The following is an 18,183-nucleotide window of genomic DNA, read 5'->3' as shown; positions in this document are numbered from 1 at the left end:
GCAGGAACTGTAGCGCCATTCGGGGGTGGGCTAGGGGATCCACCACTCCTGGGTCTTGTTGCCGGGAGTGCAGGTGGTCATGGTCAGCTGCCTCCCGTCGCCGTTGTCGGTCATGCAGCTCTGCCCCATGTAGTCCTTGAGGTAGTAGCTGCCCGAGCCGGTGGGGGTCACCGTCCAATACATCATGAAGCTGTTGGAGAAGGTGGCGAGGGAGACCCCGTTGCTGTCCTCGACCAGGTTCGGCTTGTCCAGGTTGCAGGGGTTGAACCGCGACCAGCTGTCCGGAACCGTGTGCACCCAGCCGTACTGGGTGTTGCGTCCCATGACCGCCGCGACGCCGCCGGTGGTGCTGTCCGAGGCGAGGCCGACCTTGAGCCCGTCACCCACGTTGGTGATGTCGCCCGCGGTGCCGCAGGCCGCGGGCCTGGCCGGGGCCGGCGGTGGTGCGGCAGTGGTGGGGGCGTCCGGGTGCCGCTCCTCGGGCTGCTTCGCCAGCGCCGTGGCGACGAAGGCGCGCACCGGCTCGGGGAAGGTCTCGGGCAGCTCCGGCGCGGGCTCCCTGATGTCCTTGAGCACGATCTCGAGCGCGGCCTCCCCGGTGAAGGGCGGTCGGCCGGTGAGCAGTTCGTAGCAGACGACGCCGATCGAGTAGAGGTCGGAGGCCGGCGTGGTGGCGATGCCCTCGGCCCGCTCGGGGGGCGATGTACAGGGCGGTGCCGATCACCGCGTGGGTGTCGGTGATCTTGGAGCTGCCCGTTCTCCTCGCGGACCTCGTCCAGCGGCCGGCCGTCCACCAGCTCCATCACGATGTACGCGATCCGCGAGTCCGGATCGGTCTCGTCCTCGCCGTAGTCGTGGACGTCCACGATGCCGGGGTGGCTGAGCGCGGCGAGCACCTTGGCCTCGCGCCGGAACCGCGCGGCGAAGGTGGCGTCGTCCAGCAGCGCCGGCAACAGGATCTTGACCGCCACGTCCCGTTCGAGCACGCCGTCGACGGCCCGCCAGACCTCGCCCATCCCGCCGCCGCCGAGTCGTTCGGCCAACGTGTAACGGCCCCCGAGAACCGTCCCCCGACCCCACATATGTGAATCCCCCTGTGAAACCCCAAGGTTGGCCCTGGGCCAACGAAAGTGTCTCAGAGCGTCCCGGGGAGTCCAAGGAGCGGGTTGGCAGGTGCACGGGTCCGCACATGCAGACGGCCCGTGAGCTGCTTCCGCGGCGGCGAACCGCCGTGGCGTCGGGGATGTACCGACGAGCTCACGGGCCGGGTGACTGCTGGGTATTCGCCTGCCGCCTTGAAGCCACAGGCCGGGGCGGCTCTAGCGAGCAGCCACCTCACACATCCTGACGGTACTCAACCAGGATCACCTCCTTTCAGTGTGCCGCCACGATAGGCAGACGCCCGGGCGGGAGGCAACGGATTTATCGAGGCAAACGCCGGAAGGCCCGGCAGACGATGTCTGCCGGGCCTTCCGTGCTACTGAGTAGCGGGGACAGGATTTGAACCTGCGACCTCTGGGTTATGAGCCCAGCGAGCTACCGAGCTGCTCCACCCCGCGTCGGTGAACCCAACACTACGTGATGCCGACGCAGAAGGGAAATCGATTCGCCTACCGCTGGTAGCACCGCGCTGATCAGGGCATTCGTGGCTGTCGGGGTCGGCTGCGGGCCCACAGGGCGAGCCCGGCCAGGGCGCCGAAGCAGGGCACCATCAACAGTGCGTAGACCAGCAGGAAGCCGTGCGTGCCCAGCCCGGCGGCGGCGTTCCAGGTGCTGTGCAGCGCGACCGCGGCCAGCCAACCGGCGGGGGCGGCGAGCCGGGCCGCCCAGCGGCGCGAGCAGCTGAGCGAGACGGCCAGGCCCAGTCCGGTCAGCGCGGTGAAGAGCGGATGCGCGAAGGGGGAGAGCAGGGCGCGCAGCACGAAGGTGTGCACGGTGCCGTCGTAGTCGCGCAGGCTCGGGTTGAGGCCCAGGCCGATCGACTCCAGTCGCTGCTGCTGGTCGTCGGTGAAGGCGCGGCCCAGGTAGAGCACGTTCTCGGTGAAGGCGAAGCCGCAGGCGCTCATCCCGCCGAGCACCAGGCCGGTGGCGACCGCCCGGTGCCGCAGCCGGGCCCGGGCCAGCGGGGTGGGGCCGGCGCCGCGCCGCCTGCCCGGCCGCCGCCTGCCCGGCCCCTGCCAGCCCGGCCGCTTCCTGCCCAGCCGGCGCAGCGGCAGCATGGTGACCAGCAGCACCGCGCCCTTGGCGGTCTCCTCGATCAGCGGGGAGGCGTAGTCGGCGCCCCAGGCACCGCCCCTGGCGCTGCCCTGCAGTGCGGTGAGGTAGTCGCTGGCCCAGCCGTTGGCGAACAGCGCGATGGTGGTGGCGGCGCTGGACCCCCAGGCCAGGCAGAGGGCCAGTCGCCGGCCCGGCACCCGGGCGCTCTGGTTGAGCCAGGTCAGCGCGGCGAGCACGAACGGCACCGGCAGCACGGCCAGCCCGAGACCGACCAGCAGCCCGGTGGTGCCGGTCTGCCGCTGCACCTGGTGGACCAGCAGCCCGGTGCAGCCCAGCAGGGCGGCGAGCAGCAGCGCACTCCCGGTGGGGCGGGCACTGATCGGACTGCTCACCCGAAAAGCGTAGGGCCGCCGGGGCCCGGCGTCAGGCCTTCCGGAACAGCAGGTCGTGCACCACGTGGCCCTTGGCGATCCCGGCGCGCTCGAACTTGGTCAGCGGGCGCCACTCGGGGCGCGGCGCGTAGCCGGGGACGGTGCCGTCCTCGCGGCCGTCCGTCCAGCCGCTGCCGTCGCCCTCGGGGTGCAGGTTGACCAGCTCGGGGCGGGCCGAGAGGACCTCCACCATCTGCTCGGCGTACGGCTCCCAGTCGGTGGCGCAGTGCACCAGCGCACCGGGGGCCAGCCGCGGCAGCACCAGGTCCAGGAAGCCGTGCTGCACCAGGCGGCGCTTGTGGTGCTTGGGCTTGGGCCACGGGTCGGCGAAGTAGACCCGCAGGCCGGCCAGCGAGGCGTCGGCGAGCATGTCGCGCAGCAGGATGATCGCGTCCCCGGCGGCCGGGCGGACGTTCTGCGCGCCGTTCTGCTCCAGCAGGTTGAGCAGGTTCCCGTGCCCGGGGGTGTGCACGTCCACCGCCAGGATCCCGGTGCCCGGGTCGGCGGCGGCCATCGCGGCCGTGGTCTCGCCCATCCCGAAGCCGATCTCCAGGGTGACCGGCAGGCCGCCGAAGGCCTGCCCGAGATCGAGGGGCGTCCCGTCGATCGCGATGCCCCACTTCTCCCAGTTCCGGTCCAGCGCTCCCGCCTGCGCGGGCGTCATCCGACCGCGGCGCGGCTGGAAGGTCCGGATCCGGTGCTCGCGGTGCTGTTCCTCGGTCGCCTTGTGCGGGTACATCGGCGCCGGGTAGCCCGCCGGAGCGGCCGACAGGCGCGCGGACGGCCGCTGGACGGGGAGCTGGGGGGTGGGGGCAGTCGAAGTCACAATGCCGTCGATTCTACGGGGGCCGTTCTCATGACCCCCCGGCGGCGAGGGCGGCCAGGGCCCGGCGGGCGATCTCCCGGCCGATCGGCAGCGAGGCGGTGGCGGCGGGGGAGGGGGCGTTGAGCACGTGGACGGTGCGACGCGGGGAGTGCGGGTCGGCCGGGTCGAAGCCCGCGAAGGCGAAGTCGTCCAGCAGTGCGCCGTCGCGGGCCACCGCCTGGGCCCGCACGCCCGCACCGGCCCGGACGAGGTCCTCCGCGCGCACCCCCGGGAGCAGCCGCCGCACGGCTCGGGTGAAGGCGCGCTTGGAGAGCGAGCGGTGCAGCTCGCCGCACTCGTAGCGCCAGTGCCGGCGGGCCAGCTGCCGGGTGCCGGGGAAGGCCAGGGTCCGGGCGAGCTCGCCCGGCTGGACGGTGCGCCAGTCGTACCCCTCCCGGGCCAGCGCGGGGACGGCGTTCGGCCCGACGTGCACGTCCCCGTGGATGCCGCGGGTGAGGTGGACGCCGAGGAACGGGAAGGCCGGGTCGGGGACGGGGTAGACCAGCCCGCGGACCAGGCCCCGGGCGGCCGGACGCAGTTCGTAGTACTCGCCGCGGAACGGCACGATCCGCACCCCGGGGTCGTCCCCGGCCAGCTCGGCCACCCGGTCGCTGTGCAGCCCGGCGCAGTTGACCAGCACCGCGCAGCGCAGCTCGCGCCCGTCGGCGGTGTGCACGGTGACGGCGTCCGCGCGCCGGTCGACGGCCAGCACCTCGCAGCCGGTGTGCAGCTCGGCCCCGGCCTCGGTGGCGAGCCGGGCGTAGCCGCGGGCGACCTCGGTGAAGTCGCAGATCCCGGTGGTGGCCACGTGCAGGGCCGCGAGACCGGCCACCGCCGGCTCGTACTCGCCGATCTGACTGGCCGTCAACTCCCGGACCGGGATGCCGTTGGCCCGTCCCCGTTCGGCGAGCGCCGCCAGCCGGGGCAGCTCCGCCTGGGAGGTCGCCACGATCAGCTTCCCGGTCACCTCGCAGGGCAGCCCGTACTCCGCGCAGAACTTCACCATCGCCGCCGCCCCCGCGACCGCGTACCGCGCCTTGAGCGAGCCGGGGCGGTAGTAGACGCCGCTGTGGATCACGCCGCTGTTGTGGCCGGTCTGGTGCGCGGCGACCCGGGTCTCCTTCTCCAGCACCGCGACCCGCAGGCCGGGCCGCTCCCGGCCCAGCGCCCAGGCGGTGGAGAGCCCGACGATCCCGCCGCCCACGACCAGGACGTCGTAGTCCGCCCCCGCCGCCCATGCCACTAGGTCGCCGCCCCCGCCAGGACCAGCCGCGCCCGTTCCGCCAGCTCCTTCACCCGCTGCTCGCCCTGGAAGGGTTCCAGGCGGCGCAGCATCTCCAGCACGTACTCCCGGCTGCGCTGGGAGGAGATCCGCCCGGCCACCTCGACGGCGCGGGCGCCGGCCTCCACGGCGGCGTCCAGGTTGCCGGCCTCGGCCTCGGCCATCGCGGAGACCACCAGCCGCAGGCCGTGCGAGCGGACGAAGCCCTCGGTCGGGCGGGCCAGCGCCTCGCGGGTGAACTGGCGGACCTTGGCGGGCATGCCGAGGTCGCGGAAGCACTCGGCGGCGTCGGCGGCGAGCCGGTCGTAGGCGTAGAAGTCGATCCACGCCGGATCGGGGTCACCGGCGCGTGAGCGTTCCAGCGCGCTCTCGGCGGCGGCGAGCGCCGCCGAGCACGCCGCCGCGTTGCCGGCCCTGGCCTGGGCCCTGGCCTCGACCAGGTGGAAGAAGCTCATGGTGCGGGTGGTGGCCAGGCCCCGGTTGCGCTCCAGGGCGGCCTGGGCGAGGTCGACGGCCTCCTCGGCGAAGCCGCGGTAGCAGGCCTGCAGGCTCATCGAGGCCAGCACATAGCCGCCGAGCGGGACGTCGGCGGCTGCCCGGGCCAGTCGCAGGGCCTGGATGTAGTACCGCTGGGCGGCCTCGTGCTGGCCGGTGTCGAAGGCCATCCAGCCGGCCAGTCTGGTGAGTTCGGCGGTGGCGCCGAAGAGCGCGCGGCCCACCGCGTCGCTGTACGAGGCGAGCAGCAGCGGCGCGGCCTCCACCCGCAGGCACTCCGGGACCATCGAGGAACGCCAGTCCCCGCCGCCGTACTTGGAGTCCCAGCGGCGGGCCTCCTGGGCGGCCTCGCGCAGTTTGGCGGCATCGGACTGGCCGACGCGGAAGCCGCCGGAGCGCGGGCCGGGGAGTGCGGCAGCGGCGGACCCCTCCGATTCCCCGCGGGCCACCGATCCGTCGGCCGGGCTGATCAGCCAGCGGGACACCGGCGTCGCGTACGCGGCCACCGAGAAGGTGCCGGCCAGGCTGTCGCTCCACCGCCCGCCGCCGGGGCCACGCCGCAGGTCGAGGTCGACCCGCCACAGGTCGGTGGCGGAGCGCACCGCCTCGGCCACCTCGCGCGGGAAGGCCAGGCCGAGTTCGGGCGTCGGGTCGGTGTCGCCGAGGCCGATCTCCTCCAGTGGGACGGGGCGGCCGAGTTTGCCGCCGATCGCGGTGGCGATCAGGTGCGGGACCGGGCCCTGCGGGACCATGCCCTTGCTCACCCAGCGAGCCACCGAGGTCTTGTCGTAGCGCAGCGTCAAGCCGCGCTGGGCGCCCAGGTCGTTGACCCGGCGGGCCAGGCCGGCATTGCTGATCTGAGCCTGCGTCAGCAGGGTACCGAGCCGCTCGTTCGGTCCTCGCGAGGTGATGCTCATACGACGGCCCCCCTTGTACGGGTGAGGCTTGGGTGGCGCGGGCGTGGCGTGCCCGGCGCGGTGGCACCTAGCGTAGTCGGCCGGGTTCCCAGGGTTAAGGGTAGATATTCCGGATGGCGGGATCGCGTACCGGAGATGACGCAGCATCGGTTCGCAATCGCCTGCGCGGGGGACTCTTTCGGGGAGCCGTTGACGGGGTGTGGCCGGCCCGGGTGGATCGGGTGTCGTCAGGAGGAGTGGCGTGCTCCGGTCCTGTGTTGACGTGCGCCCACCTGTGCCCCCTGGTTCCACGGGCGTCCCGGCAGTTCGCTAGTGGCAGTGGGTCGGCCCGCCGTCGAGGACCCGGCGGGCCGGGGGATGCCGCTGCCTCAGTTCCCCGCGGGCGGTGGCCGAGGTCCGGGAGGGCATGCGGATGCCCTCCCGGGCTTACGCCGCTTTTCGGCCATATCGGCATGGCCATGACCGAGGGGGCACCTCCCAGCCGCCAGGCTGGCGGAGGAACGGTGCAGCGGGGCGCCGCGAATCGGACGCGCGGCGCCCGTGCCGCCGCCGGGAGGCAGCGGCCAGGTGGACGGCCCGCACTGGCGGACGGGAGCGGGCCGTCCCGTCCCTCAGCCCGGTCGACGGGTCCTCGGAGCTCGGGCGGCCACCGCCGGGTAGACCCGGCCTGCGCCGCCCGCGCCGCGCGGCCCGGGCCACGGAGGGGGAGGCCCGGACCGCGCGGCAACCAACCCCGATCCGCTCAGGTGCCCGAATTGGCCTGTCCCCGCACGGAATCACCCGACCCTGCACGCCCCACGCCGCACCGCTCCCGCAGTGGCACCATGTCTCCACGGAGCACGAGGCACGGGAGGCGCGATGCGGTGGCTGGCCGGCTGGAGCGGTAGTGCGACCCGGGCCCGCCACAACCACGAGGTGCAGCAGGTCCTGGCCGCGGTCCGCCCGTTGGCCGCCACCGAGCTGTGGACCGGCCCCGACCCGCTCTGGGCGGTCGGCGACTGGCGCCCGGACGAGATCCGGCAGTTCGTGCTGCGCCCCAAGGGCGCCCCCACCGCCGTCCAGGCCCCAGCCGACCTCAGCGAGGACACCGAGGCCACCGCCCGTCTGCTGGTGCTCGGCCACTGCGGCGCCGCCGACCAGGAACTCGCCGCCGGTCTGGCCGCCGCCCGCGGCGGCGCCGTCCGGCACCTGAGCGGCTGGCCCGGCAGCTACACCGTGGTGCTGCGGATCGGCACCCGCAGCACCCTGCTGCTCACCGACCTCGCGGGCCTGCAGCAGGTCTTCCACACCCCCTGGTGCGGCGGCACGGCCTTCGCCACCGCCGGCCTGCCGCTCGCCGACCTGGTCGGCGCCACCCTGGACACCGGCCACCTCGCCGCCGCCCTCGCCTGCCCGGAGTCCCCCGAGGCGATCGGCACCGGCACCCCGTACACCGGCGTGCACCGGGTCCCGCCCGGCCACACCCTGGCCATTCGCGGCGGTCGCCCGCACGTCACCGCCTACGACACCGACCAGCCCGCCACTCCCCAGGGTGAGGCTCCCGCAGTACGGGAGTTGACGCGCAGTCTGCTGGAGGCCGTCCGCTCCCGGATCCGCAACGCGCCCACCGGCAGCGGCCTGCCCGGCCGCCCCCGGATCGGCGCCGACCTCTCCTACGGCACCGCCTCCCCGGCGCTGGCCCTGCTCGCGGCCGCCGTCCCGATCGGCCCCGCGCCCGCACGGCCGCCGGCCCCGACCGAACCGGCGCCCAGGACCGGCGCCACCAAGGGCTCCTGGGCCCGCCCGCAGCCGGCGGACCGGCCGGCGGAGCCGCCGCCCGACCTGCTCACCGCCGTCACCTCCCGCGAGTCCCCGCGCACCGCCCCGCAGCCCCCGCACGATCCCGGCCGCCCGCGGCTGCGCCACACCGTGCTGTCCGTGGAGCCGCGCACCCTGCCGTACGCCGAACTCGCCGACGATCCGCTGGCCGGCCCGCTCACCGACGCCCCCGACCGCGCCCTGATCACGGCCGCCGCCACCGCCGCCCGACTCGGCGCGGGCGGCACCGACCACCTCACCGGACACGGCGCCCGCCAGGTGCTCGACGGCCACCCGGCCCGGCTGGCCGACCTGATCCGGGACGGCCGACCCCGCGAACTGCTGCCGCCGGTGGCCGCCCTGGCAGGCGTCGACCGGGCGATCGCGGGCACCCTGACCGGCGCCGTCCGCACCCCCGTCACCGTGCTGCGCGCGGCCCGCAAACTGGCCCGGGTGCGGTACGCGGACGCCATGGACGACGCCGCCGTGCAGCTGACGGCCCGTCGGGGACCCGAGCGCGGGAGTGCCCGCCCCGGCGCGCGACTCACCGCGGGCGCCTATTCGGTGGCCGACCTGGCCTGGGTGGTCCCCGGCCCGGCGGCCCGCTGGCTCTCCGACGACGCGCTCAGCGAGGTGGCCCTGCGGCTCCGGCTCGCGGGGCGCGGCCCCGAGCCGGTGCTGCACCCCGGCGCCCACCGGGCCCGCCTGGCGCTGCACCACCACGCGGGCCACTACCGGGTGCTGATGCAGGCCGCCGAGCACGTGGGACAGCGGCTGCACGCGCCGTTCTTCGACAATCGGGTGATCCGCGCGGCGCGGCTGCTCCCGGCGGACGTCCGCCTGCAGCCCGGCGCCCGGCACGCCCTGCTGCGCGCGGTGCTGGCCGGCGCGGGGCGCTCCGACCTGCCCGCCGACTGGGGCCGGGCACCGCGCCCCGACCGGGCCGAGGCCGCGCGCAGCGGGCTGCGGCAGGCCGCGGACGCGCTCGCCGACCTGTTCCACGCGCCGCTGCTGGCGGAGGCCGGCCTGATCGACCTGCCGGCCGTGCGCCGGGCGCTCGGGCGGGCGGTGGACCCGTACTCGGACCTGCCACCGGGCGGGCTGGACGGCCTCGCCGACCTGGTGGCGGTCGAGCTGTGGCTGCGCCGCTTCGAGGCGCGGCGGGGCGGCAACTGCTGGACGGGGTTGCCGATGCCGCAGCGGCGGGCGGTGGCTGGAGCGCGGTTCGCCTGAAGCCGGTTCTCCGGCGCGATGAGTTCCGCCGACCGCCTCGGTATGTACTCGTGGGCCCGTCGAAGGGTCCGTGACACGCACACCGACGAGGAGCAGAACCATGACCACCCAGCAGTCCGAGCAGTCCCAGCGGTCCGAGCAGGCCTCACAGCCCGCCCGGTTCCGCGAGGCCGACGAGGCCGCCATCCACGCGGTGCTGGCCGGCCTCTACCAGGCCTGGGACGACGGCGATGCCGACGGGTTCGTCGCCGACTACACCGAGGACGCCAGCGCGATCCTGCCCGGGAGCTACCGCAGCAGCCGGGAGGAGATCCGCCGGAGCATGGCCGGCGGCTTCGCCGGCCCGCTGAAGGGCTCGACCACGATCAACCGGGTCGACCAGCTCCGCTTCCTCGGCGCCGACGCCGCCGTGGTGATCAGCGAGACCGGCGTCCTGTTCGCCGGTGAGACCGAGGTGCCCGCCGAGCGCATGGTCAACGCGACCTGGGTGCTGGAGCGGCGCGACAGCGGCTGGCTGGTCGCCGCGTACCACAACAGCCCGGTCCAGGCGGGCTGATCGAACGGCGTTCGGGCCGGCGCTCATCGGCTCTGCTCAGAGCTGGGGCGCCAGCCCGAACGCCGCGAACACCTCCGGTTCCTGGAACACCGAGTTGCGACTGATCCCCGCCGTCGTGACGGTGAACACCTGCAGGGTGTGCAGCCGGTACGCGCCGTCTGCCGCACGGAGGTAGGCGGCCACCGCAGGCTGCCCGTTCGCCCAGACCGGCAGCGCCCGCCAGTCGGTGCGGCCGTCGGTGAAGACCCAGGTCATGAACTGGCCGTACGCCTCGGGTCCGACGAACCAGTTGACCATCGGCGGCATCTCCATCAGCACGTCCTCGGTCAGCAGCTGCTTGATCGCCGCCACATCGGCCCGCAGGAACGCCTCGACGTAGCGGTCGACCATCGCCCGCTGCTCGGCCTGCGACGGCTCCTCGATCCGCGCCTCGCAGACGCCCGCCTCACCGAGCCGCGCGCGGGCCCGCTGCAGCGAACTGTTCACGGCAGCCGTGCTGGTGCCGAGGATCTGCGCGGCCTCGGCGGCCGAGAAGTCGAGCACCTCGCGCAGGATCAGGGCCGCGCGCTGGCGGGCCGACAACACCTGCATCGCCGCCACGAAGGCGAGCCGCAGACTGCCCCTGGCCACCAGCGCGGCCGCCGGATCGCCCTCGGCCAGCCGGGCATCCGGGAACGGCTGCAGCCAGCTGACATCGGTACCCGGGACCAGCGGCCCGGTGGGATCGCTCGGCTCGACCAGACCGGACGGCAGCGGTCGTCGGCCACGGCCCTTCAGCGCGGTCAGGCAGGCGTTGGTGGCGATCCGGTACAGCCAGGTCCGGAGCGAGGCCTTGGACTCGTCGTACTGGTCCCGGGCCCGCCAGGCCCGCAGACAGGTCTCCTGGACCAGGTCCTCGGCGTCGTGCACCGAACCGAGCATCCGGTAGCAGTGCGTGAGCAGCTCCGACCGGTAGGGGTCGATCCGCCGGTCGAAGTCCTGCACCGTCGAGCCGTTCAACCCCGCACCCTCTCCCGCTGATGGTCCGTCAATCACCAGTTTCCACCATCGGCCGACCCATCATGGGCTGCATGACCACCACCGAGCCGGCCGTCGACCCGATCCCCGTCTCCACCTCCGCCCCGACCCCCACCCCGCCCGGCATCCTGGCGGCCTGCGACGGTTCCGACGGCTCGCTCTGGGCGCTGGACCGGGCGATGACCGAGGCGGAGCGGTACGAGCTGCCGCTGTACGTGCTGGGCGTGGTGAACCCCTCGCCCGGGGGCTACCCGCCCGGGATGGCCGAGCTGATGCAGGAGAGCGTGGAGCAGCTCAACGGCAGCATGGGCGACGGTCTGCGCCGCGCGGTCGGCCTGGTGGAGCGGGCCCGACACCGGCCCTTCGAGGGTGAGTTGACGCTTCATGTGGTGCTCGGCCAGGTGGTCGAGGTGGTGCTGGCCGGCTCGGTGGGCCAGCACACGCTGGTGATCGGCACGCGCGGCAACGGCGGCTTCAGCCGACTGCTGCTCGGCTCGGTGAGCACGGCCGCCGTGCACCACGCGGCCTGCCCGGTGCTGGTGGTTCCGGCGCCGCCGGCCCGGAGGTGACGAGGACGGCGGTGATGAGGATGGCTGTGCTGAGGACAGGTGATGATGGGCGGCATGGAACGGGTGATCGTCGCGGGCATCTCGGGTGCGGGCAAGACCACGATGGCGACCGAGCTGGCGGCCCGGTTCGGGCTGCCCAGGGTGGAACTGGACGCGCTGCACCACGGGCCCGGCTGGGTGAAGCGGCCGGAGTTCGAGGCCGAGGTGGAGCAGTTCACGGCGGGCGAGGCCTGGGTCTGCGAGGAGCAGTACCAGGGGGCGCTGGGTGACCTGCTGTGGCGCCGGGCGGACACCCTGGTCTGGCTGGACCTGCCCCGACGGACCGTCATGTGGCGGGTGATCAAGCGCTCGCTCAGCCGCGTGGCGTTCCGGCGCGAGCTGTGGAACGGAAACCGCGAGACCTGGCGCGGCCTCCTGCTGGACCCGGAGCACCCGGTCCGCTGGGCCTGGGCGCGGCACGGAGTGAAGCGGAAGAACACAGCCGAACGCCTCGCCGCGCACCCGCACCTGGAGGTCGTGAGGCTGTCGAGCGCGGGCGAGGCGCAGCGGTGGCTCGGGACGATCAGTGGCGAGCGAACTCGCGAATGAAGGCGTTCCAGGAGGCCGGCGGGAACGAGAGGACGGGGCCCTCGGGGTCCTTGGAGTCGCGGACCTGGCCGGGGTGGGCGTCGTTGACCTCGATGCACTCGCCGCCGTCGTTGTTGCTGTAGGTGCTCTTCCGCCAGCTCACACGAACTCCCCGCTTGCAGTTGCACGGACGAAGGCGTTCCACGAGGTCGGGGGGAACGAGAGGACGGGGCCCTCGGGGTCCTTGGAGTCGCGGACGTGGCCGGGGTTGGCGTCGTCCACCTCGATGCACGCGCCGCCATCGTTGTTGCTGTGGCTACTCTTCCGCCACTGGGCGGGCTGCTTTTGGGGCTGCATCTTCGAATCCCTTCAAGGCCACGCTGAGCATCGCCTGGGTGTCCCGAGGCGACAGGGCCTGAGCCCTGAGAAGATCGTAGTACGCGTCACGCTTCGCGACGGCGTCCGATTCCTCGATCAACGAGCCTGAACGGCTGCCCTCTTCGTAGGCGACGACCTTCCCGTTGGGAAGCGTGAGCAAGGTCAGCGACCCACCCGTTTCCGAGTGGAAGCCGGCAGAGAACGGCAGGATCTGCAGGGTTACATTTCGCATCATGCTTGCGTCCAGCAGCGACTGGAGTTGGTCGCGCATGACGTGCGGTTCACCAGCGGCCCGGCGCAACCCGCTCTCGTCCAGGATGAACCAGTACTGGGGTGGTGCGGCCCCGCGTAGGCGCTCCTGTAGCTGCAGTCGAGCGGCCACTTTCTGCGCGATCTCCTCTGCGCTCGCGAACGGATCGCCCGCTCTCAGGGCTGCCGCAGCGAAAGCGGGGGTCTGCAGCAGGCCGTGCACGGTGTCGGTATAGCTCTCGAACGCGACTGCTTCGTTGGACAGTTCCATGTACCGCCGGTAGCGGTTCGGGAACTGCTCCTTCTTCGCCAGTGGGTACAGCCGAAGGAACACCCCGTCCGTCCCGAACGCCGCATCCAGCTTCTCCGAGAGCCCCTCCGGCGGCAGGGACTCGGCGCACTCGATCCGCGAGAGGTGCGCCTTCGAGAACTTCAGCACCTCGGCGAGCCGCGTCATCGACATGTCCCCGGCCATCTTGCGGTGGCGCCGGATCTCCCAGCCGTACAAGTCCCGTGCCGATCGGCCCGGGTGAAGCTCGCGAGGTTCGAAGGCCATGACCGACCCCTCCTTGTTCCGTCTGACAAACCTGGAACTTGCGATGCCTTCCCAACACTAACTTCGAAGCGCAACCCTTGTGGCACGGAAAGTGAAGTTCCCGCTCCCCAAATGCCCCGTGGAGTTTCCCTAATGACCGATAGTCAGAAAAGCGCCGCCATCTATCCCCCCTCCGCCTTCGCCGACCGCACCCTTCCCGAGTGCGCCTGTCCCGCGAACTGTGGCGGCCGCCCCGAGGCCACCCTGCGCCTCGGCCCCGCCTACCCCACCATCGTCCCCGGCGATGCCCGCCCGCCCGAGGTCAGCTATCTCCCGGTCCAGCGCGGCGAGTTGGTCTACGACGTCCTCAACGACCGGCTCGGCACCTTCATGGACCGGGTCGGCCCCCGCATCTACCTGCGCCCCGAACACGGCGGTCCGGAATGGGAAGCCGACCCCCGCTGGCTGGTGAAGCCCACATGAGCAGCCACCCCCGTCACCAAGCGGTGGCCGCCCTCGCCGCGTTCACCACCGCGCTCATCGATGCGGAAGTCGACCTGCCCGACCTCTCGGACGGCTGGTGCATCCTCCCCAACGGCACCGTCCTCGCCCGGCTCCGCCCCCTCTATCCGACCGAACTCCTGCTCCTCGCCGAGGCCTTGAACCCCACGACCGATCCCGCATGACCCGATGCCCCCGCAAAACCGACCCCGCTGACTTCCCCTCACCCCGCGCCCGCGCTACCGCGTACGCCGTCTCGTTCGCGGCGCTCGTCCCCATCGCCACCGTCCTGCTCACGCTCACCCTTCACCACTGAGCGCCTGGGCCCACTTACGAGGAGAATGGTGCCGTCCACCGTCGTCAGCCGGGCAGACGCCTGCGGGACGCCTCGGGAGGTTCACCATGGCGGATCCAGTCGTGACCGTGACAACCGACCCGGACACCGGGTTGACCACCACCACCAGTACGACCACCGATCCGGTCACCGGGGACACCACGTCGACCATCAGTACCGTCGATTCCGCCGGCACCCCGGTGGCCACCGGTACCGCTTCGCACACCACGGACCCGGCCACGGGCGAGTCGAAGATCAGCACCGAGAGCACCGACCCGAACACCGGAGTCGTGACGACCCACGAGACCGACACCGATGCCAACGGCAACCAGCAACGGGATCTGCAAACCACCAGGAACCCGGACGGCAGTGGGACCGAGCACGAGACCGGTACCGAGGCCATGCCTGGCGGCGTCACCACCGAGTACACCATCGACCGCACCAAGAACAGCGATGGCTCCTCATCGTTCACGCGGAGCGACCAGGCAAGTGACGGTTCCACGGCCAGCGCGGAGGGCGAGGTCGATGCGCAGGGCAACGCGTCGGTCACCAATTCCGAAAGGAAGTCGGACGGCAGCAGCACGCTGACCAGCCGTACGACCGACGCAGCCGGAAACGGCACCGAGCGCGTCGCAACGCTGGATTCGAACGGCAACCCTGTCACCGACCAGACCTACAAGGTGGTGGGCGGGGTCAGGCAACCGGACCCGTTACCGTAACCGACATGATGGGAGGCGAGCCCCTGTCAGCAAGGAGATCATCCGAGTGCCGCACCTCAGCTACGGCGACGTCAAGCAGGCCGCCGACCGCATCGCCGGCCAGGTCCGGCCGGTCACCCTCGCCCCGGCCGGGCCCGAGCTCTGGTTCGCGCTGGAGTTCCTGCAGCACACCGGGAGCTTCAAGGCGCGCGGTGCGCAGAACTTCCTCGCCGCGCACCGCGAGGCCGGCACCCTGCCCGACACCGGCGTGACCATCGCCTCCGGCGGCAACGCGGGGCTCGCCTGCGCGTGGGCGGCGCAGCGCCAAGGGGTGCGGGCCACCGTCTTCCTGCCCAAGACGGCGCCGGAGGTCAAGGTCGCCAAGCTGCGCTCGTACGGCGCCGAGGTCCGCCTCACCGGCACCGAGTACGCCGAAGCGCTCGCCGCCTGCGAGGAGTTCGCCAACGCCACCGGCGCACTGGCCTCGCACGCCTACGACCACCCGCTGATCGCGGCCGGCGCGGGGACCCTCCTCGACGAGATCACCCGCCAACTCCCCACCCTGGACACGGTGGTGCTCTCGGTCGGTGGCGGCGGCCTGTTCGCGGGCGTCGCCACCGCCGCCCGGCACCACGGCATCCGGGTGGTCGCCGTCGAACCCGAGCACTGCCGGGCACTGAACGCCGCACTGGCCGCCGGTCACCCCGTCGACGTCCCGGTCTCCTCCGTCGCCGCCGACTCGCTCGGCGCCCGTCGGGCCTCCGCCAATGCCCTGCACGCGGCCCAGCAGGACCGCGTGCACTCGGTGCTCGTCCCCGACTCCGCCATCATCGAGGCCCGCCAGTCCCTCTGGGACCAGCACCGGATCGCCGCCGAACACGCCGCCGCCACCGCCCTGGCCGGCCTCACGGTCCACCGCCCGCTGCCGGGTGAGCGGGTGGCCGTCATCCTGTGCGGCGCCAACACCGACCCGAGCGACCTGGTGGGGCCGGGCGCGGGTGAGGTCGGCTAGCCTCTCGGCATGCCGATACCGCTAAGCCTCGAGGCCTGGCAGGTGAGCTCCCGTCAGGACTTCGCCTGCTACCTGCGGCTCCTCGCGTACGACTGCGAGCAGGTGTGCCAGGAGCGGGACCCCGGCTTTCCGGTGGCGACGCGCTGGACCAACCGCACGGTGGACGGCTTCCTCTGGGCCTGGGTCCTCCTGCTGAGGGGCCAGGCCGCGGACGCCGGTCCGGGATGGCGAGGACTGGCCTGCCAACTGGACGTCCTGCGCACCGCCCCGGGCGAGACCAACCTCGCTGTCGCCGACCCGCAGCTCGACTCCGAGGACGTGGCCGGCGCGGCCGACCTGCGCGCCTACGCGGCCGCGCTCGCCGTCGACTTCGCCCGCGACCGGCGCGAGATGCGGGCGAAGGCCGAGCGCGGCGAGTGGGTCGGCGACGGCGGCAGCTGGGCCCACCGCACCCTGCACGGCTGGCTGGCCGGCTGGGCCTCCTGGGTCGCCGCCGATTCCCCGCTGCACGCCGAGCTCGAACCGGTCACCTGGCGGTCGGTCGCGCTGCAGCTCTCCGCGGCGAAGATCTACGAATAGGCCCCGGGCCCGGCGGCCAGCCACTGCGCACGGCTTCCCCGGGCCATGCTGGCGTTGAAGTCGATATCGATCATCCCCGTGCCATCGAGGTTGAACCCGCCGCCGTGCTCGAACAGGGTCAGCAGCGGCTCGAACGGATCGGGCAGCTGCAACGGCGCCTTTCCGGATTCCCGCAGGGCCGCGAAATGCAGTGCCCATTCGCAGCTCCGACTGACCGTCACATTCTGCTGCGCGCTGCCGCCGGCCACCGCAGCCACGATTTCGGGCGCGGCCCGCACCGTCGGGTCCACCAGGTAGGCGATGTCGAAGAACGGCCACTCGTCGGACCCGAGCTGCTCCGACCAGAGGGCGCTCCGCCGCAGGAATTCGCGCATCAGTGAGATTCGCTGCCGGGTGTAAGCGCCACTCGGGGTCCAGTCGACCTTGAGGAGTCGCGCTGCGACGGATTCGGGCGAAGTGCTCACTGCGTTTTCCTTCCGAGGACGATGGCAGCAACCTCGTCCAGATTTGACAGGTTATCGGCGATGGGAAAGCCGGGCTTGTCGAGTCCGCGATTCGGCCAAGCCACGAAGGGGTCGGTGGGGTGGTACTCGTGGGGTGCCACATCGTGGGCCCCCCACGAGTCCGGCGCGGGGAAATTGACCCCGTCCTCCCACACGCCGGCGCGGTAGGGCATTCCGTTGGCCATGAGGATACTCTCGACACCTTCGTGCATGGCCCACTTCTTGAACCTGACCGACTCGTCGGCGTCGAGCGTTCCGGCTTCCGCCTTTGTCCACAGGTCCGCGATATTGTCGATGGGTGCGAACCGGCCGGTGCGGAGTTCCCCGGTCGGCGGGACCGGGACGTCTTGGTGGACCGTATTGAAGATGTGGTCCTTGATTCGGTCGAGCACGTCCTGGCTGATCTTCGTATTCCCCGCGATCCGGGCGGTGTCGCCGGTCGTCTGGCGAATCCGCTGGTAGGCCTGTTCCGCCTCGGGCGACTGGGCGCCCTCGATGTAGTCGGAGCCCGATGTCTTGGGGAGGTAGCCGTCGCCGAGTCCGTCCACCTCGGGGCGTCTGCCGCCCCGGGGTCCCGCCGCGCCGCCGACCGCCCCCGTCGCCACGTCCAGCAGGTTTACGTCTCCGCCGTTGAACAGGGCGTCCTGACCGGCCCCCAGCGCCGCGCCGGTGGCCATCCGCCCGGGCAGGCTGTCCAGGCCGGTGGACATCCGGCCGAGGCCGTTGAGCAGCGCGGAGGTGCTGCCGTCGGCGGCCTGGCTCAGGGCACGGGCACCGGAGCCGAGGCCGCCCGTGGCGCCGCCCGCGAAGCCGCCGGTCTCGGCCGCGTCCAGGATCTCGGTGCCACTGAAGCCGCCGTCGCCGAAGGACATCCGCACCGGTTGGGCGACGGCGACATCGACCGCGACGGATTCGACCGCGCCGAAGGCCGCGCCGGTCAGCGTGGTCGCGGCGATGGTGGCGACGGTTTCGGAGACCGCGATGCCGAGGCCGTCGGCAGCGGCGATGATTCCCGCAGTCGCGGCCCCGGCGGCCGCCTCGGAGAGGCCGGCGGTGAAGAAGGCCAGGGCCGTGCCGGCGACCAGCGTCGCGCCGACGATGGCGGCTTCCTCTTCGAGCTTGTCCACCGCTTTGTCGACCGCGTCGGCGAAGTCGTCCAGCGCCTTCGCGATCTGGCGGCAGGCGTTGGCGGTGTCGGGCAGCCAGCCCTTGCCACTGCTGTAGTACTGACCCCAGAACTTCGCGAACGCGTCGATGGCAGGGCCGGAGCTGGTGCCGGTGACGCTCTGCGCGGCCTGGTTGGTGGGGCCGGTGACGTCGTCCAGCGCCTTGCCCATGGCCTTCCAGGCGTCGGCGGCCTGGCGGAGCTTGTCGGAGTCGGCGGCCGGCCACCACATGCCGGTCACCTCGCGGACCAGCTTCGCCGCCTCGGATTCACCCATCGCGCG

20 protein-coding genes, 1 tRNA gene and 2 pseudogenes are annotated in these 18,183 nt (G+C 72.7%); 10 read left to right on the top strand and 13 right to left on the bottom strand.

Annotated features, from left to right (window positions below; translation table 11 throughout):
* Nucleotides 1–30 precede the first annotated feature (30 nt).
* The 7 genes and pseudogenes from BR98_RS16140 to BR98_RS16110 all read right to left on the bottom strand — a co-directional run.
* Nucleotides 31–687: pseudogene (locus BR98_RS16140) on the bottom strand (hypothetical protein); the annotation flags it as partial.
* 110 nt (nucleotides 688–797) lie between these two features.
* Nucleotides 798–1,016, bottom strand: a pseudogene (locus tag BR98_RS42575) (serine/threonine protein kinase); the annotation flags it as partial.
* A 469-nt stretch (nucleotides 1,017–1,485) separates the two neighbouring features.
* A tRNA-Met gene (locus BR98_RS16130) sits at nucleotides 1,486–1,559 on the bottom strand.
* Nucleotides 1,560–1,634: 75 nt separating this feature from the next.
* On the bottom strand, nucleotides 1,635–2,609 hold the full coding sequence (locus tag BR98_RS16125) for a PrsW family intramembrane metalloprotease (RefSeq protein WP_051969831.1): 975 nt from the start codon (nucleotides 2,607–2,609) through the stop codon (nucleotides 1,635–1,637).
* 31 nt (nucleotides 2,610–2,640) lie between these two features.
* Nucleotides 2,641–3,387, bottom strand: coding sequence for a tRNA (guanosine(46)-N7)-methyltransferase TrmB (trmB, locus tag BR98_RS16120; RefSeq protein ID WP_083977467.1), 747 nt, complete (start codon nucleotides 3,385–3,387; stop codon nucleotides 2,641–2,643).
* 115 nt (nucleotides 3,388–3,502) lie between these two features.
* The gene (gene lhgO / locus BR98_RS16115; protein WP_035845396.1) at nucleotides 3,503–4,756 is read right to left on the bottom strand and encodes an L-2-hydroxyglutarate oxidase; all 1,254 of its coding nucleotides are present in this window, start codon (nucleotides 4,754–4,756) and stop codon (nucleotides 3,503–3,505) included.
* A complete protein-coding gene (locus BR98_RS16110) occupies nucleotides 4,756–6,207 on the bottom strand; it encodes a hypothetical protein (protein ID WP_035845393.1) in 1,452 nt (483 codons plus the stop codon). Before BR98_RS16110 ends, lhgO begins: the two co-directional genes overlap by 1 nt.
* 858 nt (nucleotides 6,208–7,065) lie before the next feature.
* Between BR98_RS16110 and BR98_RS16105 the strand changes: the two genes are divergently transcribed.
* Together BR98_RS16105 and BR98_RS16100 are read left to right on the top strand one after the other, a co-directional pair.
* Nucleotides 7,066–9,237, top strand: a complete 2,172-nt coding sequence (locus BR98_RS16105) for an asparagine synthase-related protein (RefSeq protein WP_035845390.1) — start codon at nucleotides 7,066–7,068, stop codon at nucleotides 9,235–9,237.
* Between the two features lie 100 nt (nucleotides 9,238–9,337).
* Nucleotides 9,338–9,793 (top strand): SgcJ/EcaC family oxidoreductase, encoded by a 456-nt coding sequence (locus tag BR98_RS16100; RefSeq protein WP_083976628.1) that lies wholly within the window; start codon nucleotides 9,338–9,340, stop codon nucleotides 9,791–9,793.
* A gap of 36 nt (nucleotides 9,794–9,829) precedes the next feature.
* On the opposite strand, the gene BR98_RS16095 is transcribed toward BR98_RS16100, so the two are convergent.
* The gene (locus BR98_RS16095) at nucleotides 9,830–10,792 is read right to left on the bottom strand and encodes a sigma-70 family RNA polymerase sigma factor (RefSeq protein WP_198042232.1); all 963 of its coding nucleotides are present in this window, start codon (nucleotides 10,790–10,792) and stop codon (nucleotides 9,830–9,832) included.
* Between the two features lie 71 nt (nucleotides 10,793–10,863).
* Here BR98_RS16095 and BR98_RS36385 point away from each other — a divergent pair, with 71 nt between their 5' ends.
* Both BR98_RS36385 and BR98_RS16085 read left to right on the top strand, forming a co-directional pair.
* Nucleotides 10,864–11,379 (top strand): universal stress protein, encoded by a 516-nt coding sequence (locus BR98_RS36385; RefSeq protein WP_051969830.1) that lies wholly within the window; start codon nucleotides 10,864–10,866, stop codon nucleotides 11,377–11,379.
* A gap of 54 nt (nucleotides 11,380–11,433) precedes the next feature.
* Nucleotides 11,434–11,967: a P-loop NTPase family protein gene (locus BR98_RS16085; RefSeq protein ID WP_035852510.1), complete on the top strand. Its 534-nt coding sequence runs from the start codon at nucleotides 11,434–11,436 to the stop codon at nucleotides 11,965–11,967.
* On the opposite strand, the gene BR98_RS37080 is transcribed toward BR98_RS16085, so the two are convergent.
* The 3 genes from BR98_RS37080 to BR98_RS16080 are packed head-to-tail and all read right to left on the bottom strand — an operon-like array spanning nucleotide 11,942 to nucleotide 13,129.
* Entirely contained in the window at nucleotides 11,942–12,109 is a 168-nt protein-coding gene (locus tag BR98_RS37080; protein ID WP_063774794.1) for a DUF397 domain-containing protein, read from the bottom strand. The genes BR98_RS16085 and BR98_RS37080 overlap by 26 nt on opposite strands.
* Nucleotides 12,106–12,303, bottom strand: coding sequence for a DUF397 domain-containing protein (locus tag BR98_RS38000; RefSeq protein WP_083976623.1), 198 nt, complete (start codon nucleotides 12,301–12,303; stop codon nucleotides 12,106–12,108). The genes BR98_RS37080 and BR98_RS38000 overlap by 4 nt, the downstream gene beginning before the upstream one ends.
* The gene (locus BR98_RS16080; RefSeq protein WP_035845388.1) at nucleotides 12,263–13,129 is read right to left on the bottom strand and encodes a helix-turn-helix domain-containing protein; all 867 of its coding nucleotides are present in this window, start codon (nucleotides 13,127–13,129) and stop codon (nucleotides 12,263–12,265) included. Before BR98_RS16080 ends, BR98_RS38000 begins: the two co-directional genes overlap by 41 nt.
* 132 nt (nucleotides 13,130–13,261) lie before the next feature.
* On the opposite strand from BR98_RS16080, the gene BR98_RS41335 reads away from it, so the two are divergent.
* From BR98_RS41335 to BR98_RS16055, 6 genes are all read left to right on the top strand, one after another.
* On the top strand, nucleotides 13,262–13,591 hold the full coding sequence (locus BR98_RS41335; RefSeq protein ID WP_035845385.1) for a hypothetical protein: 330 nt from the start codon (nucleotides 13,262–13,264) through the stop codon (nucleotides 13,589–13,591).
* Nucleotides 13,588–13,794: a hypothetical protein gene (locus BR98_RS16070; protein WP_157537812.1), complete on the top strand. Its 207-nt coding sequence runs from the start codon at nucleotides 13,588–13,590 to the stop codon at nucleotides 13,792–13,794. Before BR98_RS41335 ends, BR98_RS16070 begins: the two co-directional genes overlap by 4 nt.
* Nucleotides 13,791–13,925, top strand: coding sequence for a hypothetical protein (locus tag BR98_RS42030; RefSeq protein WP_267886072.1), 135 nt, complete (start codon nucleotides 13,791–13,793; stop codon nucleotides 13,923–13,925). Before BR98_RS16070 ends, BR98_RS42030 begins: the two co-directional genes overlap by 4 nt.
* Nucleotides 13,926–14,056: 131 nt before the next feature.
* Nucleotides 14,057–14,662, top strand: coding sequence for a hypothetical protein (locus BR98_RS16065; RefSeq protein WP_157537810.1), 606 nt, complete (start codon nucleotides 14,057–14,059; stop codon nucleotides 14,660–14,662).
* A gap of 46 nt (nucleotides 14,663–14,708) precedes the next feature.
* Nucleotides 14,709–15,653, top strand: coding sequence for a threonine/serine dehydratase (locus tag BR98_RS16060; protein WP_051969829.1), 945 nt, complete (start codon nucleotides 14,709–14,711; stop codon nucleotides 15,651–15,653).
* Nucleotides 15,654–15,662: 9 nt separating this feature from the next.
* A complete protein-coding gene (locus BR98_RS16055) occupies nucleotides 15,663–16,232 on the top strand; it encodes a hypothetical protein (protein WP_035845377.1) in 570 nt (189 codons plus the stop codon).
* On the opposite strand, the gene BR98_RS16050 is transcribed toward BR98_RS16055, so the two are convergent.
* Nucleotides 16,223–16,696, bottom strand: a complete 474-nt coding sequence (locus BR98_RS16050; protein ID WP_051969828.1) for a hypothetical protein — start codon at nucleotides 16,694–16,696, stop codon at nucleotides 16,223–16,225. The genes BR98_RS16055 and BR98_RS16050 overlap by 10 nt on opposite strands.
* Nucleotides 16,693–18,177, bottom strand: a complete 1,485-nt coding sequence (locus BR98_RS16045; RefSeq protein ID WP_035845375.1) for a WXG100-like domain-containing protein — start codon at nucleotides 18,175–18,177, stop codon at nucleotides 16,693–16,695. The genes BR98_RS16050 and BR98_RS16045 overlap by 4 nt, the downstream gene beginning before the upstream one ends.
* Between the last annotated feature and the right edge of the window lie 6 nt (nucleotides 18,178–18,183).

Origin of the sequence: Kitasatospora azatica KCTC 9699 (assembly GCF_000744785.1) — a bacterium.
GTDB classification, from domain to species: domain Bacteria; phylum Actinomycetota; class Actinomycetes; order Streptomycetales; family Streptomycetaceae; genus Kitasatospora; species Kitasatospora azatica.
This window is presented reverse-complemented; position numbering and strand designations above follow the sequence as displayed.

Coding starts and splice junctions, on each gene's coding strand:
- trmB (WP_083977467.1), bottom strand. CDS start 3,387: ATGTACCCGCACAAGGCGACCGAGGAACAGCACCGCGAGCACCGGATC.
- BR98_RS16110 (WP_035845393.1), bottom strand. CDS start 6,207: ATGAGCATCACCTCGCGAGGACCGAACGAGCGGCTCGGTACCCTGCTG.
- BR98_RS16105 (WP_035845390.1), top strand. CDS start 7,066: ATGCGGTGGCTGGCCGGCTGGAGCGGTAGTGCGACCCGGGCCCGCCAC.
- BR98_RS16100 (WP_083976628.1), top strand. CDS start 9,338: ATGACCACCCAGCAGTCCGAGCAGTCCCAGCGGTCCGAGCAGGCCTCA.
- BR98_RS36385 (WP_051969830.1), top strand. CDS start 10,864: ATGACCACCACCGAGCCGGCCGTCGACCCGATCCCCGTCTCCACCTCC.
- BR98_RS16085 (WP_035852510.1), top strand. CDS start 11,434: ATGGAACGGGTGATCGTCGCGGGCATCTCGGGTGCGGGCAAGACCACG.
- BR98_RS38000 (WP_083976623.1), bottom strand. CDS start 12,303: ATGCAGCCCCAAAAGCAGCCCGCCCAGTGGCGGAAGAGTAGCCACAGC.
- BR98_RS16080 (WP_035845388.1), bottom strand. CDS start 13,129: ATGGCCTTCGAACCTCGCGAGCTTCACCCGGGCCGATCGGCACGGGAC.
- BR98_RS41335 (WP_035845385.1), top strand. CDS start 13,262: ATGACCGATAGTCAGAAAAGCGCCGCCATCTATCCCCCCTCCGCCTTC.
- BR98_RS16070 (WP_157537812.1), top strand. CDS start 13,588: ATGAGCAGCCACCCCCGTCACCAAGCGGTGGCCGCCCTCGCCGCGTTC.
- BR98_RS42030 (WP_267886072.1), top strand. CDS start 13,791: ATGACCCGATGCCCCCGCAAAACCGACCCCGCTGACTTCCCCTCACCC.
- BR98_RS16055 (WP_035845377.1), top strand. CDS start 15,663: ATGCCGATACCGCTAAGCCTCGAGGCCTGGCAGGTGAGCTCCCGTCAG.
- BR98_RS16045 (WP_035845375.1), bottom strand. CDS start 18,177: ATGGGTGAATCCGAGGCGGCGAAGCTGGTCCGCGAGGTGACCGGCATG.